This window comes from Photorhabdus noenieputensis (genome assembly GCF_018448935.1).
Taxonomy (GTDB): Bacteria; Pseudomonadota; Gammaproteobacteria; order Enterobacterales; family Enterobacteriaceae; genus Photorhabdus; species Photorhabdus noenieputensis.
Genome location: NZ_RCWC01000020.1, coordinates 17,853 through 36,451, shown reverse-complemented (window position 1 = coordinate 36,451; position 18,599 = coordinate 17,853). Strand labels below are relative to the sequence as shown.

The following is an 18,599-nucleotide window of genomic DNA, read 5'->3' as shown; positions in this document are numbered from 1 at the left end:
GAAATAGTCAATTCCGGCTGTTGTGAAATGCGATAGCCGGAACTTAATACCTCTAACCTTGATTTTGTAGCTCATTCGAGCTACGTTTTATTTATAAATTAAAAGGGGGATTTATGGCTGCAAGTGCATTTGTTCGGGCAAGAATCGATGAGACATTAAAAGCAGAAGCTACCGAGGTTTTGGCTGGTATGGGGTTAACCATATCTGATCTAGTGCGTATCACCTTGACTAAAGTTGCGAAGGAAAAAGCATTACCGTTTGAAATGAGAGTACCTAATAAATTGACTGCCGAAACTTTGGCTAAGAGTGATCGTGGTGAAGACATTCATCAAGCAAAGGATGCTGACGATTTATTCGATCAGCTTGGTATCTGATGTGCCAGCCAAGATATTCAAGTCAATTTAAGCGTGATGTGAAATCCGCACAAAAACGTGGCAAGGATATGAACAAACTTAAGGTCCTAATGAGTTTGTTGATTGATAATAGACCATTGCCTGCTAACTATCAGGATCATCTTCTCCGTGGTGAATGGAAGGAGTTTCGTGATGCTCACATTGAGCCTGACTGGTTGTTGATTTACAAAGTAGTTGGTGATGTTGTTAGGTTTGAACGAACAGGAAGACATTCTGACCTATTTGATGAATAAACCTTTCTAGGTGCGCTGGGTAGCAGGTTAAAATAACTTAGTTAGGAAAAAGAAAGTCCAGATTTAGCTACAACATTATTTTTTTACCTAATGACGTATTTCTGTGAAATCCGTGAGAAAGTGCGACATAACTGAGTTTCAGTTGTTTTTATCAGCAACTAACCTATGATTATCAAAAAGGTATTGACGGCCTGTAGCGAGCGCAGTAAGATTCGGCTCGTTTTCGGCGAGTAGCGCAGCTTGGTAGCGCAACTGGTTTGGGACCAGTGGGTCGGAGGTTCGAATCCTCTCTCGCCGACCAATTTAGGGTTTGGGGCTGTCAATAAGCCGCGGACTTAAAGAAAATAGAAAAGCCTTACAGTGACTGCTGTAAGGCTTTTTGTCGTTTTTATGTTTACTCTAAAAGTTACAACCGTTTAGTGCATTGGCTTGCATAATCTGACAAGCACCGAAACTAGAGTGGATAACCTGCCAAATAAAGGTCTGAGTTCATACATCCTATTTCAAGGGATGCCTATCTCCGGCATCCCTTGAAATAGTATTGCAGATGGACATTCTGAACTGTTTCACACAAGTCTGATGTTTTTCTAGAATTGCCACATACTTACCATTATGTCGCTGTACCGTATAGGTGGCAGTGTTCCTCGTTACACCATAGTATGAACTTTACGTTCCTATTCCATCGCTCCCATAGTCATTTTCAGATCAGGCTACCATGTCTTGGAATGGAAGATATTTTTGGATCAAAACTCAGAAATGGCATCTCAAAAGAGCATTTTGAGCTCTTTCTCAAGGAATGTGAGTGGAGATTTAATACACCAGGTGTAAAAGACCAATTACATATTCTAAAACAAATAGTTAAAGGAAAAATATAATCGTTATCTAGGACAGCCCCTTAAAGAATGTTTTTTGATTTGGCTTTTTACAACTGAAGTAACCACACAAAATGAGTTATATCCCTCCCTGTAGTTTACCACAAGGTAAACTAATGCATTTAATCATAAAAAACGGTTTTTCTAGAGATTATTGTTTGAAAATCATAAATATAACTACTTGTTGAATTGTAAAAGTGATAACCTCACATGGAAGTTATTACAGTTTAATCATGATGGGGGAAATTATGAAAGATAAAACTATGAGTTTCTCTGTAAACAAGGAACTAGATGTTCATTCAAAAAGTTTTGATGCCTTCATATCGTATATGGAAAACAGCAACGATCTTTGGGTTATAAAAGACAAAGAATCTCGATTCGTCTATGCTAATGATGCTACGCTTTATTACAGTGGCCTTCCTAAGGGTTTTAACATAGAAGGTAGGCTTGATAGTGAATGTCCAGCACCATCGGCTGAGTTTGCAGATATTATACAAGCTAATGATAAAAACGTAATGACTAGTCAAAAAACCATTCCAGTACTAAACACTTTCATTTATGGCGGGAGAGAAAAAATTATCCAACCATTTCTAGCCCATATTACACCACTAATGAAGGATGGAAAATGTATTGGGGTTGTTGGACATGGTAGAAAACTTGAAATTTATTCCATGTATCATTTTGAAAACAATAGGCATCCCGACTCATTAACTTTTGGCACACCAACTGATTTATTTACTGATAGAGAGTTCGATATAGTATTTTTTGCTTTGCAATCACTAAGCGCCAAAGATATAGCTAAAAGATTAGGTATTTCATATAGAACGGTACAAAGTAGGCTACAAATAATTTATCAAAAAATGGGGATAAATTCATTAAGTCAGTTAAAAGAATATTGCAGGGGTAAAGGATATGATAACTATGCTCCTACTAGATTTATTAACCCTAACCCCTATATACCTCTGGCATAACAATGAGCAATATAGTTGTCGTCACTATTCGATTAGGGTTCTACTTAGCAGAACCCTACGTCTCAGAGCGTAGAAGTTCCTATACCCGTTATCTTTCAAGTTGCCTCTTTGTTGGCTGCACTCGCTCACCCCGGTCACATCGTTATCTATGCTCCCGGGGATTCACTCCCTTGCCGTCGCGATGCATCTTGAAATCCATAGGGTATATACATCTCTGTAGATGATTTTTGCACTTACGCACAAGTAAGACATTTGGATTCTCTCTACCGACGACAAGCTCATTTAAACTTTTATTAAAAACCATTATTTGGGTTTCTGGTTTAATTGGTATAAATTTTTAACGATCTTTTTGTCACTTTTAACGTTCGCTTTTTGTTAAATTTAATCATCATGGGATATTGTGTTTTACATTCAACTAACGTTAATCATACCCGTTTTTTATTTTTATTAATTCTGTTTTACACTATTTTTTATTGCATTATTTTCATGACTTGATTCGTAAAATAATAGCTAGAAAGCAATTAAATATGATCCTGTTCAGATAATATTTTTTGCGAGCTGATTTCTTTTCAATTCTTTGTTAATGATTAATTGACCCGATTGAATACAACTAACTGTCCTTCTGAAAAAGGTGCTTATTAAGTCAAATTTAACTTTTATTAAAAATAATAAAACAATGTTCTTTGAAGTTTAATTCTATTGTCAATAGAATTAAATAACGTTTCATAATTCTGCTACGCATGGCCTTCTTCAACTCATTGTTATACATAAAATTATGAGTAGTATAAGATGTAATACTATTTTGGAATCTTATTCAAAGGTGTTTTTTTGAGATTTATTTGGTTTTTTGCAACTGAATTAACCACACAAAATGAATTAGATCCCGCCGTATATTAGTGCATAATCATCTCTTGAATAATCTGGTCACAACGAGAAGTTTCACCGTGGACAGTAAATGATGATAAATTCTCGTGTAACAATACTGAATTTAGTGACTATATTTGATCGTTGGTTTCGTTAAAAAATTTATACATAATTTAATCTCGTAAAAATGTCAAAAATTATCGAAAGTCGGAGTGAGATAAACCGTATTTCGAGCCGATAAACGAATTGATATGAAATCAGTCTTTATCAAATTCTGGCTATTGTTGAAAAAGTGATAAGAAAGTCTGGTACAAAAATGCATCGTCGCCCTTGGGAACAGATAGCATTCTCTAATAAGAGGAGTGTTCAGATAACAACGCCTAAGGCTGTATTGTTAATTTTACATCAACATGCTTCGCCATATTATTCACGTGGCGACTTTATTTGATTATATTGACAGATATTTCATCGGTTTTTATTGATTAATTAAATAATTAAAAATAATTGCTCAATAAAATACATATATAAATTACGCTATTTAACTTAAATTTTATTTAATCGCTTTTACTCGTAATCCCGGTAGAAAAATTACATATATACTAATAATATCATAGTAAAAAATAACATTTAATTACTATTCGCGATATTTAATTTATCCATCTGAGAAATATCTCTCATTCATTAAATGACTTGTTTGAAAAAACATAAGAATGGTGTATGAATATTATATTCTATGAACATAAAATGGAATGTAAATATGAAATTAAATGACAGCGGTAACACAGTTTTACTTGAAATTAATAAGTTTAGAATAGACGGTAATCGAGTATTTTCAACGCGTGAATATCACTGGCAACTGTTATCTCTCTCTTTACAGGAATACCATTAGCAATGGTTAGATGGTATGCCTATTGTTTGGATGAGATAAATAATACTGTTGTACAGATCAGTTCTGAACATTTTGCAGTAAAAATGTATCTCAATAGTATTAAATCGGGTGATTGCTTCTTTATTATTGGTAATATGTTAAGTATAGGAAATATTGAGATTAAAGATGAATTTTCAATAATAAAATTGGTCAAATGTCGGAAATTTAATTTTTGGAATGAGAGAATCATAGGTGATATATGTCTTCATATAGTGGCGTAGTATATGGGGTTATTTTTTGCCTCATCAGTGCAGCATTTGATGTGTTTGTTGCGTATTTAACTCAATCGGTAAATTCAGCTATTGTTATCTTTTATTGCTTTATATCATCCACTTTGTTATTTATGGCGATAAGTATTTACAAAGGGTTTGATCAATTAATCGTGAAAGTCCGCAAGAACACCTTATTGGTGTTAATTATTAATGTCTCAATTTTACTAAACTGGGGAGGATTAATCATTGCGCTGCGTTTTCTTGAGCCTGCAATAGTGGGGGTTGCTTCGGTAGCTTGCGGCCCGGCGATAACCATCCTCCTCTCATCTTTTATCGATAAAGACGAGGCAAAAACAGAAAAATTGGAAGTTGTTATATCCTGGTTAGTTCTCATTGGGGTAGGCGTGATGCTGGTAAATTCATTTTTGGGAAATAGTGGATTATCATCAACTTCAATTCAGGATAGAATTATTGGTATTGTTAGCGTGATATGTGGTGCTGTAGGAACAGTGTTATACACTATTTTTTCTAAGAAATTATTCAAGGAGAAATGGCAAACATATGAGATATTGTCTGTTAGAAGTATTTTAATGGTAGTACTTTCATTTTTTTATGTTTCAATATCCGATGTTTCTCTTAGTTTAGATATCGAGATAATTCTTCCAATGTCGATTCTTGTCATAATTGGACATTTACTTCCAATCTATCTTGTATTGAAGACAATTAATGCCATTACCCCGCTTCATGTCTCTCTGTTATTTCTGTTACTACCTGTATTTACGATTCTTTTTCAATATCTTGATTCACGTATCGCGTTTTCTGTTGAAAGCCTGATCGCAGCTTCGGTTATAGTTTCTTTATTAATCATTCTTGGTGTGAGTAAGATAAAAAAGACAAATAGGGTATAATGGGATATAAAATGAGAAAGGTTGCTATTGTAGATGGTTTTTCTTCTGGTAAGTTTATGGTTAGAGCTTTATGAGAAGAAATATTATCTTTGGCATGTGGCCTATAAATCAGATTTATATGAAGGATTCGACTAATAATGTAATTTTTCAGAAAAACGGTCAGTTGCTATAGTAAGCATCTTTCTAGCTAAAGGAAAATGTACGATGAACTATAAATAGCTGACCGAAACAGAAAGATAGCCGATGTTCAACTTAAAAAAGGCCGGTTTTTAACAATGTTCTATTGTTGAATCACTTAATCGTTTGTGCCAGTAATCCCTGTGGAAAAATTACGTATATACTAATAATATCGTAGTAAAAAAATAACAATTAATTATTATTAATGATATTTAATGTATTTATTTTTATTCTCTGATTTTATTAATATCATGATAAATAAAGCTTAATTTATCCATTTGAGAAATATATCTCATTCATTAAATGACTTGTTTGAAAAAACATAGGAATGGTGTATGAATATTATCTTCTATGAATATCAAATGGAATGTAAATGTGAAATTAAATGACATAGGTAACACGATTTTACTCGAACTTGATCAGTTTAGAATAAACGGTAATCGAGTGTTTTCGAAGTGTGAATATCAAAATCCTACTGGTAGCCATAAAGATAGGACGTTTTTGCATATAGTTAATACGTTAGAAAAAGAAGGTAAGATACGACCAGGCATGACGTTGATTGACTGTTCGACAGGCAATGGAGGGGCGGCATTAGCATGGATAGGAAGAGAGAAAGGGTATAAGGTCAAAATATTTATGCCAGAAGGTATGACAGATGAGCGTAAAGAGCAGATAAGATTTTATGGTGCGGAAATTTATGAGACACCAAAGGAATTGTTTCTGAATGGGGCAGTTTCGGCAGCAAAAGATTGTGCTGAAAGCGAAGATAATGTCTTTTTTCTTGACCAGTCAGGTACAACATTAAATAAGGAAGCTTGGAATATATGTGGAGAGGAGATCGTTAAAGAATTAAAAGAAAATAATCTTATTCCTGATTATTTTATTTGCTCGATAGGTACAGGGGGAACTTTCTCAGGAATTGCAGAAATATTAAAAAGAGAATATAGCAATATAAAAACAATTGGTATTGAAGTAAACAGTTCTGCGCCATTATATGCACTGAGAAACGGCCTTCATTTTGAACATCATAATCATAATTTGATGGGGCTTGGTGCTGGTGTTCTCTCGGTCAATACTGTCCAAGAATTAATTGATGAGGTATATACAGTAGAGGGGGATGAAGCATGGAAAAGAATGAAAGAATTTATATTGAGCGATGATCTTGGTATAGGTCCTACCTGTGGTGCTAATTTACTAGTATGTGAGAGGATGCTGCAAAAAGTACATAATAAAGTATTCATTACGTTATTCTTTGATAGTGCATGGAAATATAAAAGTCGTTGGGATGGTATTTATCCTGAATATAAGGCAGATTAAAAATGTTATTAGAAGATGTTTATGAAAACGCAAGAGTTGTTAATTCGGGGAAAGCACTTACAACAGTTAATGAATTTACAGATCAACTACCCGCGTTGAGGCCCCAAGTTTTGATCGAAGTTGCTCATAGAATAATCCAATTAATGGATCTTAAAGTAGATAAAATTGTTACAGAAGAGGATAAAGGCGCTCCACTGGCAACAGCTATCTCTCTCTTTACAGGAATACCATTAGCAATGGCTAGATGGTATCCCTATGGTTTGGACGAGATGAATAATACTGTTGTACAGATCAGCTCTGAATATTTTGAAGGAAAAATGTATCTCAATGGAATAGAACCAGGTGATCGCGTCTCTATTATTGATGATACGTTAAGTACCGGAGGGGCAGTGATATCTCTTATAGAAGCCGTACAAAAGAGAGGGGGTGAGATTAAAGATGTTATCTGTGCGGTAGAGAAAATCCAGAATAATGGTAAAAATAAGGTGAAAGATAAAACTGGCATAGAGGTGAAAACGATTATTAAAATTTATCTTGATCACAAAAGTGTTAAGGTTATTGATTAATAACAAATATGAAGACAATAACGATTAAAGATGAATTTACAATAATAAGGGGAATTCAATGTCGGAAATTTACTTTTTGGAATAAAAGAGCAATAGGTGATATATGTCTTCATATAATGGCGTAGTATATGGGGTTATTTTTTGCCTCATCAGTGCAGCGTTTGATGTGTTTGTTGCGTATTTAACGCAATCGATAAATTCAGCTATTGTTATCTTTTATTGCTTTGTATCATCTACTTTGTTGTTTGTGACGATAAGTATTTGCAAAGGGATTAATCAATTAATCGTGAAGGTCCGCAAGAACACCTTATTGGTGTTAATTGTTAATGTCTCAATTTTACTAAATTGGGGAGGATTAATCATTGCATTGCGTTTTCTTGAGCCTGCAATAGTGGGTGTCGCTTCAGTAGCTTGCGGCCCTGCGATAACTATCCTCCTCTCATCTTTTATCGATAAAAGCGAGGCAAAAACAGAAAGATTGGAAGTTGTCATATCCTGGTTGGTTCTTATTGGCGTAGGTGTGATGCTGGTAAATTCGTTTTTAGGAAATAGTGGATTATCATCAACCTCAATTCAGGATCGGATTATTGGTATTGTTAGTGTGATACTCAGTGCGGTAGGAACAGTATTATACACTATTTTTTCTAAGAAATTATTCAAGGCAAAATGGCAAACATATGAGATATTGTCTGTTAGAAATATTTTAATGGTAGTAATTTCATTTTGCTATATTTCAATATCCGATGTTTCTCTTAGCTTGGATATTGAGATGATTCTTCCGATGTTGATTCTTGTTATAGTCGGACATTTACTTCCAATCTATCTCGTACAGAAAACAATTAATGCCATTACCCCGCTTCATGTCTCTTTGTTATTTTTATTAATACCTGTATTTACGATTCTTTTTCAATATCTTGATTCACGGATAGCTTTTTCTGTTGAAAGTCTGATTGCGGTTTCGGTTATCGTTTCTTTATTAACCATTCTTGGTGTAAGTAAGATAAAAAAGACAAATAGGGTATAATGGGGTATAAAATGAAAAAGGTTGCTATTGTAGATGGTTTTTCTTCTGGTAAATTTATGGCTAAAGAGCTTTATGAGAAGGGGTGTTATCTCTTGCATATTGCTTCGAAATCAGATTTACATAGTTATTATTATAAAGGATTTGATTATTCAATCTACCAAGAGCACCATATTCACGACACGATAGAGGATACAGTCAACTTCCTTGAAAAACAGGGAGTTGAATTTATTATTGCCGGGAGTGAAAGTGGTGTTTCGCTTGCTGATGAGCTTAATAATCATTTTGAATTGAATTATAAAAATGATTTTGCCAAGACATCTGCAAGGCGCAATAAATATGAGATGATTGATACACTAAAAAAATATGAAATTCCTGCGGCTGAGCAGGGCAAATTTTCAGATTGGCCTGCGGCGGAACAATGGATTAAAGCCTTTAATAACTTTCCTGTAGTACTTAAACCATTAGAGAGTGCGGGCTCTGATGGTGTTTATATTTGTAAAGATGTGCATTCTGCTAAGGAAGCTTTTCATAAAATACTGGGAAAATCCAATAAACTTAATCTCTGTAATCATCAGGTTTTAATACAAGAATTTCTTAACGGGACTGAATATGTCGTTAATATGGTATCGCTTAATCGTCATCAATTAGTTACCGAAGTAGTAAAATATAAGAAACGTAAACTTGATACGGGTAGTATAATCTATGATATTGATGACATTATTGATTCCTCTTATCCAGAATATAATGTTTTAGTAGAATATACGAGGAAAGTTGTCATTGCTTTAGGCATATTTAATGGTCCCAGTCATGCGGAAGTGATGTTAACGCCTGATGGTCCAAAACTTGTTGAAATTGCCGCGAGAATAGATGGAATATTACGACCGACGATAGCAAAATTAACAACAGGTTTAGGGCAAATTAGTGCTGCTGCCATATCTATTGTTGAACCGGAAAATTTCCATGAGGTTATACAAAGAGAAGCTTATATTCTTATTAATCATTCCTATAATGTATGTTTGATTAATCATCGTCCTGGTATATTTACTGCTAATGATTTTGTGGCAGAATTAAAGAAATTGCCCTCTTTTTGTGAAGCTATTTTTTATGCTGATGAAGATGATGAAATCGAAATAACTAAAGATGTTTTTAGCCAACCTGGAACCGTTTACTTAGTTCATAATGATAAGAATGTTATTCATAAGGATTACGAAAAAATTAGGATAATGGAAGAACTGGGTGGGTATTTGAAACCTGTTTAGAATTATATGTTATACCCTATGGATTTCAAGTTGCATCGCGACGGCAAGGGAGCGAATCCCCGGGAGCATAGATAACTATGTGACCGGGGTGAGAGAGTGCAGCCAACAAAGAGGCAGCTTGAAAGATGACGGGTATAGATAATAATGGTCGCTAACCGGAGATGCGTTATATCTTCCAGTAAAATTCTGGCTCTGGCGGCTATGATGGATAAAATCAGATTTAGTCGTTTAGATATCACCTAAATTTACCGAGAAACCATTAATGAAACCTAAGGTGATGGAAATAAAGCTGAAAATAATAAACAAAACCCAGACAGCGCAGTTTTTGACAGGAAATGCGGATTCTGGCTGTACACAACAACATCACAAATCGAGTGTAAGCAAAGGATTTAATCCACAGTTGTTCTCCCAACAGTGCTAAGTGTTTTCTTCGGCTGATTCATAACGGCACCATATGCATTGAACATCAAGGTGTCAGGTATTCCATCTAAAAATCGGGCACATAATTATGTACCCGTACTATATACTGGGATTAACGCCGTAGTTTGAGGGCTGGAATTGTACAACAGAAAGTAATAAATAGTAGCCCAAGTAAAATTAGGGAAAAATCCTCACGACTTGGGGCAATACTGTAAAGCACAGCGACAGTGGCTGTACCTAGCGATGCACCAAATAAGGTTCCGATTCTGGTAATTACGCTAGCATCGGGAATTTGAGTAGCAGGTAACTCATGATAAGCATGGGACATAGCTAACAATGTAAGTAAACCTATACCAGCACCTCTGAGCAGCATTGTTACTATGATGATTTCTGGATGAGATGGGATATTGTGTAGAAATAGCGGCACTGTGCCGAATATAGCCATTATTGTTCCAATCAGAGCTGTATTACTGACACCAAAACGTCCACTTAATGATTTAAGGTAAGAGCGTGAAAGAAGTGCGCCTACTCCGTGAGCGCCTATCCAAATGCTGGCAAGTAATTCACTTTGTTGAAAGCCATGTATAAACATAATTGGTAAAGCAAAAAGGCCGCCATAAAAACTAATACTTGAAAGAAGTAATAACCAAATGGATGCAGTAAAAGATCTTATTTTAAACGGTGCAAGTTGAATTAAAGCATCAGAGGTTTTATTTCGTGTATGGCGAACAAAAAGCAATATGAATATTAGGCTTGCAAGTAAGATCCCAGCCATAATTAACCAATGGAGGGTGCTCATTGTATTTGCTTTTGTCAGTAATGACAGACTGTAAATCATGAACAATAGCGATGGCGTTAGCAGTAAAAATCCCATTAGATCAAAACGTATAGATTCCGATTTATCATTTTTGGTGATATACACGGCGCTAAGCGCAATGGCTACTATCCCAATGGGCACATTGATAAAGAAGATTAAGCGCCAATCACCAATATGTAATAAATAGCCTGCAACGATAGGCCCGGCGATAGGCGCAATAACTGTGGGTACAGCAATGGTTGCCATAGCCCCTTTCAAGTTTTGCTTGCCAACTGCATTAACCAATACTGTTTGCATTACAGGCATCAGAATACCGGCACCTATGCCCTGTATGACTCTACTGGCTAAAAGAAAATCAATGTGAGAGGCAAAACCGCAAAATAACGAACCTAACGTAAAAACGGCCAGACCGGTTAGCCAAAGGTTCTTGGCTCCCACTCGGCGTGTCGCCCAAGCACAAATCGTGACTGTGACTGTCGCACTCAAGGTATACAGTGTTGAAACCCACTGTAACTGCGCAACTGAAGTCGAAAGACTGACTGTCAGAGATGGAATGGCAACGCCAATGATTGTTGCATCTAATAGCGGTAAACAAATCCCGATAACAAGACATGTGATAACCCAGCGTTGGTATCGATTTAAAGATGTTGGCTGCTCAGAATAACTATTTTTGGTCATGATATATCTCCGCCGCCAATAAAGTTTTTCTTGCCTGAACGCGAATGGGTAAGACAGCTATTGGTAAACATACCGATTGTTACCTTAGCTGATTTTAAAGCGGCTTGCTTTAGTGGTATTTTCTCTAGTTCGGGATTAAGTGTCATTATTTCAAGAGATGCCCGCTTTTGGCGTCCCTTTGAGCAGTACTTCAGATGAATCTTTTGAGCTATTTCACACAAATTTAAGGTGACAGAGTTCCTCGTTACACCATCACATGAACTTTATGTTCCTATTCCATCTTTTCCACAGTGATTTTTAGCTTAGGGCAACATCTATCTCGCGCAGAAAACAATGAAACTTTTTTATATCTCTTCACTATATTGCTAATACCAGTATTTACGATTATGAAAAAATTACTTTCTTTCTATGAAGCTGTTTATTGTGTTGATAAAGGTGATGAGGTCGAAATAACTAAAGATGTCTTTAGCCAACCTAGCATTAATAGCGACTTGATAATGGCAATGGTCACTAATTTATTGATCAATCATTAATGAAACCAAAAGTGATGAAAAGTAAATAAAGCTAGTAACAGATTTTTGTATTTATTTATGTTATTAATGTTACTCTTATTGGATTAACTTTTCAGGTACCGATTTTATTTGGCACACAGCATTTTATACCAGTTATCATCTTTTCTTGTGAAATAATCGTTTACTAATTAATCAAACAACCACAAATTTTGCGCCTAGGTGAATAGTGATTAATACTATCACTATGTGTTTTTTATGGTCTTTTTGTCTATAAAATGTGCGCATTGTCATGTTTTTGTGCTAACTATGTTAATTATTGGTTTCCTTTGTGTTTTCCTGTTGTTTATGACATCTGTTGAGATCTTATTGACGCAAGAGACAACAGTTGTTTAATTGATAAGCTGAAAATAATAAACAAAACCTAAACAGCGCAGTTTCGGACAGGAAGTGCAGATTCTGGCTGTACACAACAACATCACAAATGGAGTGCAAGAAATGACTACTTTCTCTAAAAGAGCGAAGTTATTGAAGCTAGGGGTCAGCTTAGTTGCATTGGCAGTAACCGCCAGCGTTCAGGCAAAAACATTGGTTTACTGTTCCGAAGGCTCACCGGAAGGCTTTAATCCACAATTATTCACTGCCGGTACAAGCTATGACGCCAGCTCTGTACCACTGTATAACCGTTTGGTTGAGTTCAAAGCCGGTACCACCGAAATCATACCGGGATTGGCGGAGAGATGGGATATTAGTGATGATGGCAAGACATATACTTTCCATCTGCGCAAAGGCGTTAAATGGCACGAAAATAAAGAGTTTAAACCCACTCGTGATTTTAATGCTGACGATGTGCTCTACTCTTTCATGCGTCAAAAAGATAAAAATCACCCATACCATAAAGTCTCAGGCGGTAGTTATGAGTATTTCATTGGTATGGGCATGAGTGAGATGATCGATAAGATTGTAAAAGTTGACGATTATACTGTCCGGTTTGAACTGACCCGTCCAGAAGCCCCGTTCCTGGCTGATATAGGGATGGATTTCGCCTCTATTATGTCCGCAGAATATGCAGATAAGATGATGAAAGCTGGTACGCCGGAAAATGTCGATCTGAATCCAATCGGCACGGGTCCATTCCAGTTGCTTCAATATCAGAAAGATTCTCGTATCCTGTATAAAGCGTTCAAATCCTACTGGGGTGATAAAGCGAAAGTGGATCGGTTGGTCTTCTCTATTACTCCTGATGCATCTGTTCGTTATGCAAAACTACAGAAAAATGAATGTCAGATCATGCCATATCCAAATCCAGCGGATATTGCCCGCATGAAGAAGGATAAAGATATTGTCTTGTTAGAACAGCCGGGGTTGAATGTTGGTTATGTTTCGTTCAATGTCACCAAAAAACCATTGGATAATCTTAAAGTTCGTCAGGCGTTGACGATGGCGGTCAATAAAGACGCTATCGTTGAGGCGGTTTATCAGGGCGCGGGCCAAAAAGCGAAGAACCTGATTCCACCGACGATATGGGGTTACAACGATAACATTAAAGATTATCCATATGATCCGGAAAAGGCGAAACAGTTACTAAAAGAAGCGGGTTTGGCAGGTGGTTTTACTATCGATCTGTGGGCAATGCCAGTACAGCGGCCGTATAACCCAAATGCTCGTCGTATGGCTGAAATGATCCAGGCTGACTGGGAGAAAATTGGTGTGAAAGCCAAAATTGTCAGTTATGAATGGGGCGAATATCTGAAACGAGCTAAAGACGGCGAGCATCAAGTTGTGATGATGGGTTGGACCGGGGACAATGGCGATCCAGATAACTTCTTCGCAACCCTATTTAGCTGTGCGGCCAAAGAGCGAGGCTCCAACTACTCTAAATGGTGCTACAAGCCATTTGAAGACATCATTCAGCCAGCGCGTGTCGCTTCTGATCACGCCAAACGTGTCGAGCTTTACAAACAAGCACAGGTTGTGATGCACGAGCAGGTCCCGGCGCTGATTATCGCTCATTCCGTTGTTTATGAACCCATCCGTAAAGAAGTTAAAGGTTATGTCGTTGAGCCATTGGGTAATAAACACCGCTTCGATACCGTGTCTCTCGAATAATCCTGTTTTTGCTTTGTTGTGATACGCCATCTTACTGATTTTTAAACGAAGATGGCGGTTTTCTCCAGATGGTTATGACCGGTGGAAAACTAACAAAAAAGTAGAGGCAAGGTGTTGATTACGTTGTGAGCCAAAAGATTGTAAGCCAAAAGGGGGAAAGTCCTCCCCCTTATCAAGCCAAACGGCCTGAGAGCTGTAACCGGCATTTAAAAAAAGAGAGTTTGGGATATGTTGCAGTTCATACTCCGACGTCTGGGGTTGGTAATCCCAACGTTTATTGGCATTACTTTACTGACTTTTGCTTTTGTCCATATGATCCCCGGCGATCCGGTGACCATTATGGCCGGGGAACGTGGAATATCTGCTGAGCGCTATGCCCAGCTAATGGCCGAAATGGGGTTGGATAAACCACTTTGGCAGCAATACTTTCATTATGTAAGTAATGTGTTACATGGTGATCTTGGTATCTCCATGAAAAGTCGTATCTCGGTGTGGGAAGAGTTTGTTCCCCGTTTCCAGGCAACGCTGGAACTGGGGATATGCGCCATGCTGTTCGCTATCGCTGTTGGTATTCCCGTTGGCGTTCTCGCGGCGGTAAAGCGTGGTTCTGTTTTTGATCATACGGCGATAGGACTTTCCCTAACCGGATACTCCATGCCGATCTTTTGGTGGGGGATCATGTTGATCATGCTGGTTTCTGTCCAGTTGGATCTGACGCCGGTATCCGGGCGGATAAGCGACAGTGTTTTCCTTGATGACAGTTATCCACTCACCGGTTTTATGCTAATCGACACGCTATTCTGGGGTGAAGCCGGTGATTTTAAAGATGCGGTGATGCATATCATTTTGCCCGCCGTTGTCTTGGGAACGATTCCACTGGCAGTGATTGTCCGTATGACCCGCTCTTCGATGTTGGAAGTATTAGGTGAAGATTATATCCGTACTGCACGTGCTAAAGGTTTGAGTCGTATGCGTGTGATTGTGGTCCATGCGCTTCGCAATGCATTGCTGCCGGTTGTCACTGTTATCGGCTTGCAGGTCGGCATTATGCTGGCGGGGGCGATCCTGACTGAAACTATTTTTTCTTGGCCGGGGCTTGGACGCTGGCTGATCGATGCACTTCAACGTCGGGATTATCCGGTGGTGCAGGGAGGCGTATTACTGGTGGCGATCATGATCATCTTGGTTAATTTGATCGTTGACTTGCTATACGGCGTCGTTAACCCGCGTATCCGGCATAAGAAATAGGGAGCACATTATGTCTCAAGTGACTGAGCCTGCAAACAGTGCGCCTAAGATTATGACGCCGATGCAGGAGTTCTGGTATTACTTTAAGCGCAATAAAGGGGCCGTTGCTGGCTTGGTTTATATTGTGCTGATGTTGTTGGTTGCTCTGTTGGCGGGGGTGCTTGCCCCACACGGCGCGGCTGAACAGTTCCGCGATTCTTTGCTGACGCCGCCGGCATGGCAGGAAGGGGGAAGTTGGCAGTTTATTCTGGGTACTGATGATGTTGGGCGTGATTTACTTTCACGTCTGATGTACGGCGCTCGGCTTTCATTGCTGGTAGGTTGTCTGGTGGTGGTGTTATCCCTGTTGATGGGGGTTTTTCTGGGGGTGCTGGCGGGTTATTTCGGTGGTGTGGTGGATATTATCATCATGCGTATCGTGGATATTATGCTGGCATTGCCAAGCCTGTTGCTTGCTTTGGTGCTCGTGGCGATCTTTGGGCCATCCATTGTCAATGCTTCGTTGGCGTTGACTTTTGTCTCTCTGCCACATTACATCCGTTTAACTCGTGCTGCGGTATTAGTCGAAGTTAATCGTGACTATGTGACGGCTTCGCAGGTGGCGGGGGCGGGTTCCATGCGTCAGATGTTTATCAATATTCTGCCTAATTGCTTGGCTCCGCTGATTGTGCAGGCTTCTCTGGGTTTTTCCAATGCCATTCTTGATATGGCTGCTTTGGGTTTTCTGGGGATGGGGGCGCAGCCACCCACGCCGGAATGGGGAACAATGCTGTCTGATGTATTGCAGTTTGCACAAAGCGCTTGGTGGGTAGTGACGTTCCCTGGGATAGCGATTCTGCTGACAGTGTTGGCGTTTAACCTGATGGGTGATGGTTTGCGTGATGCACTTGATCCTAAACTCAAGCAGTAGTGAGGTGGCGAAATGGCACTGTTAAATGTAGAAAAATTATCGGTTCACTTCGGTGACGAAGAAGCACCATTCCGCGCCGTTGACCGCATCAGTTACCGAGTTGAGCAAGGGCAGGTTGTCGGGATTGTCGGAGAATCTGGCTCGGGTAAATCGGTCAGTTCATTGGCTGTGATGGGATTGATTGATTATCCTGGCAAGGTAATGGCTGACAAACTGGAATTTAACCAGCGTGATTTGACCAAAATTTCTGAACAGGAACGCCGCCAATTAGTTGGTGCGGAAGTGGCGATGATCTTCCAAGATCCGATGACCAGCTTGAATCCCTGTTATACCGTTGGGTTTCAGATTATGGAGGCGCTGAAAGTGCATCAAGGTGGCAATCGTCGTACCCGTCGCCAGCGAGCGATTGATCTGTTGACCTTGGTTGGTATCCCTGATCCTGCATCACGTCTGGATGTGTATCCGCATCAGTTATCAGGTGGTATGAGCCAACGAGTGATGATCGCAATGGCGATTGCCTGCCGACCAAAATTACTGATTGCTGATGAACCGACAACCGCTTTGGATGTCACCATTCAGGCGCAGGTTATTGAACTGTTGTTGGAGTTACAACAGCGGGAAAATATGGCACTAATATTAATCACCCATGACTTAGCATTAGTGGCAGAAGCTGCTCATCATATTATCGTAATGTATGCCGGGCAGGTTGTGGAATCCGCCAAGGCATCGGAGATCTTCCGAGCACCGCGTCATCCGTATACTCAGGCGTTACTCCGGGCATTACCTGAATTTGCCACGGATAAATCTCGCCTTGCCTCTTTACCGGGAGTTGTGCCGGGGAAATATGACCGGCCTATCGGGTGTTTACTGAATCCACGTTGCCCCTATGCAAATGACCATTGTCGTCAGGTGGAGCCGGAATTAAGAACAGTGGGGGAACGTCAGGTGAAATGCCATATACCGTTGGATGATGCGGGGAGGCCGACAGCATGAGTGAGTATCTCTATCCGGCGCAGCAAATATCCGCTGTGCCGTTATTAAAAGCGACAGATCTAAAAAAATATTACCCAATTAAGGGAGGGTTATTTTCACCTGCTAGAACGGTAAAAGCGCTGGATGGCGTCTCTTTCGAACTGGAAAAGGGAAAAACGCTGGCAGTTGTTGGTGAATCAGGGTGTGGTAAATCTACGTTGGGGCGATTGCTGACGATGATTGAAAAACCAACTGACGGAGAGCTCTATTATCAGGGACAAGATCTGCTGGTACCCAATAAAGATGCTGAAAAGCTACGCCGTCAGAAAATCCAGATTGTGTTTCAAAATCCTTATGGTTCACTTAATCCGCGTAAGAAAGTTGGTCAGATTCTGGAGGAACCTTTGCGGATCAACACCAAGTTGAGCGCACAGGAACGTAAAGAAAAAGTGTTGCAGATGATGGAAAAAGTGGGGCTAAAAACCGAACACTACAGCCGTTATCCACACATGTTCTCTGGTGGTCAACGCCAACGGATTGCGATTGCCCGTGGTCTGATGTTAGACCCGGATGTGGTGATTGCGGATGAACCGGTTTCGGCATTGGATGTCTCGGTGCGGGCGCAGGTATTGAATCTGATGATGGATTTGCAGCAAGAGTTGGGGCTCTCTTATGTCTTTATTTCCCATGACTTATCGGTGGTTGAACATATCGCTGATGAAGTAATGGTGATGTATCTTGGTCGTTGTGTGGAAAAAGGCAGTAAAGAGATGATTTTTAGTCATCCACGTCACCCCTATACACAGGCGTTATTATCAGCAACGCCAAGGTTGAACCCTGAATTACGCCGTGAACGGATAAAATTGACAGGCGAATTGCCAAGCCCGATGAATCCACCACCCGGTTGTGCATTTGCCGCGCGTTGCCGCCGGGCACTTAGTGTTTGTACTCAGTTTCAGCCAAAACTGAATCAATATGGTAATCAATTAATCGCTTGTTTTGCAGTTGATCAGGATGAAAATGTTGCAGTGGAATAATTGGTTGGCAATTATTCAATAAAACATCTTTGGTGATATTGGGTTAGCCAGTATCACCATTTAAATATTTACTTATATTTCTGATAGCTACTAAAGGCAATTATTTCAGGAAAATAACGACTTGGATAAGTGAAACAGGGGCGTTAGCGATAAAA

Annotated in this window: 14 protein-coding genes, 1 tRNA gene and 1 pseudogene; 15 read left to right on the top strand and 1 reads right to left on the bottom strand. The window is 39.1% G+C overall.

Annotated elements, in window-relative coordinates; translation table 11 throughout:
* Positions 1-113 precede the first annotated feature (113 nt).
* The 10 genes and pseudogenes from EAE91_RS14050 (at position 114) to EAE91_RS14005 (ending at position 9,744) form a co-directional block, all read left to right on the top strand.
* Positions 114-374 carry a type II toxin-antitoxin system RelB/DinJ family antitoxin gene (locus EAE91_RS14050; RefSeq protein ID WP_036779839.1) on the top strand — a complete coding sequence of 87 codons (261 nt, stop codon included), beginning with the start codon at positions 114-116 and terminating at the stop codon, positions 372-374.
* Positions 374-646, top strand: coding sequence for a type II toxin-antitoxin system YafQ family toxin (locus EAE91_RS14045; RefSeq protein ID WP_214089042.1), 273 nt, complete (start codon positions 374-376; stop codon positions 644-646). Before EAE91_RS14050 ends, EAE91_RS14045 begins: the two co-directional genes overlap by 1 nt.
* A gap of 224 nt (positions 647-870) precedes the next feature.
* Positions 871-947 (top strand) — tRNA-Pro (locus EAE91_RS14040).
* Positions 948-1,401: 454 nt separating this feature from the next.
* Positions 1,402-1,521: pseudogene (locus EAE91_RS14035) on the top strand (IS1595 family transposase); the annotation flags it as partial.
* 245 nt (positions 1,522-1,766) lie between these two features.
* On the top strand, positions 1,767-2,489 hold the full coding sequence (locus tag EAE91_RS14030; RefSeq protein WP_214089041.1) for a helix-turn-helix transcriptional regulator: 723 nt from the start codon (positions 1,767-1,769) through the stop codon (positions 2,487-2,489).
* Positions 2,490-4,480: 1,991 nt separating this feature from the next.
* Positions 4,481-5,401, top strand: coding sequence for an EamA family transporter (locus EAE91_RS14025; RefSeq protein WP_214089040.1), 921 nt, complete (start codon positions 4,481-4,483; stop codon positions 5,399-5,401).
* A gap of 552 nt (positions 5,402-5,953) precedes the next feature.
* Complete coding sequence (locus tag EAE91_RS14020) at positions 5,954-6,895, top strand: cysteine synthase family protein (protein ID WP_214089039.1); 942 nt, start codon at positions 5,954-5,956, stop codon at positions 6,893-6,895.
* Between the two features lie 2 nt (positions 6,896-6,897).
* Positions 6,898-7,461: an adenine phosphoribosyltransferase gene (locus EAE91_RS14015; protein WP_214089038.1), complete on the top strand. Its 564-nt coding sequence runs from the start codon at positions 6,898-6,900 to the stop codon at positions 7,459-7,461.
* Positions 7,462-7,564: 103 nt separating this feature from the next.
* Positions 7,565-8,485, top strand: a complete 921-nt coding sequence (locus EAE91_RS14010) for a DMT family transporter (RefSeq protein WP_214089037.1) — start codon at positions 7,565-7,567, stop codon at positions 8,483-8,485.
* An 11-nt stretch (positions 8,486-8,496) separates the two neighbouring features.
* Positions 8,497-9,744, top strand: coding sequence for an ATP-grasp domain-containing protein (locus EAE91_RS14005; RefSeq protein ID WP_214089036.1), 1,248 nt, complete (start codon positions 8,497-8,499; stop codon positions 9,742-9,744).
* A gap of 532 nt (positions 9,745-10,276) precedes the next feature.
* On the opposite strand, the gene EAE91_RS14000 is transcribed toward EAE91_RS14005, so the two are convergent.
* Positions 10,277-11,659: a DHA2 family efflux MFS transporter permease subunit gene (locus tag EAE91_RS14000; protein ID WP_214089035.1), complete on the bottom strand. Its 1,383-nt coding sequence runs from the start codon at positions 11,657-11,659 to the stop codon at positions 10,277-10,279.
* Positions 11,660-12,666: 1,007 nt separating this feature from the next.
* On the opposite strand from EAE91_RS14000, the gene dppA reads away from it, so the two are divergent.
* From dppA to dppF, 5 genes are all read left to right on the top strand, one after another.
* Positions 12,667-14,277, top strand: a complete 1,611-nt coding sequence (dppA, locus tag EAE91_RS13995) for a dipeptide ABC transporter periplasmic-binding protein DppA (protein ID WP_214089034.1) — start codon at positions 12,667-12,669, stop codon at positions 14,275-14,277.
* A 228-nt stretch (positions 14,278-14,505) separates the two neighbouring features.
* The gene (gene dppB / locus EAE91_RS13990; RefSeq protein ID WP_214089033.1) at positions 14,506-15,525 is read left to right on the top strand and encodes a dipeptide ABC transporter permease DppB; all 1,020 of its coding nucleotides are present in this window, start codon (positions 14,506-14,508) and stop codon (positions 15,523-15,525) included.
* Positions 15,526-15,535: 10 nt separating this feature from the next.
* Complete coding sequence (gene dppC, locus EAE91_RS13985; RefSeq protein ID WP_214089032.1) at positions 15,536-16,435, top strand: dipeptide ABC transporter permease DppC; 900 nt, start codon at positions 15,536-15,538, stop codon at positions 16,433-16,435.
* Positions 16,436-16,447: 12 nt separating this feature from the next.
* Entirely contained in the window at positions 16,448-17,428 is a 981-nt protein-coding gene (dppD, locus tag EAE91_RS13980; RefSeq protein WP_214089031.1) for a dipeptide ABC transporter ATP-binding protein, read from the top strand.
* Positions 17,425-18,444 (top strand): dipeptide ABC transporter ATP-binding subunit DppF, encoded by a 1,020-nt coding sequence (gene dppF, locus EAE91_RS13975; protein WP_214089030.1) that lies wholly within the window; start codon positions 17,425-17,427, stop codon positions 18,442-18,444. Before dppD ends, dppF begins: the two co-directional genes overlap by 4 nt.
* The last annotated feature ends 155 nt before the right edge of the window (positions 18,445-18,599 follow it).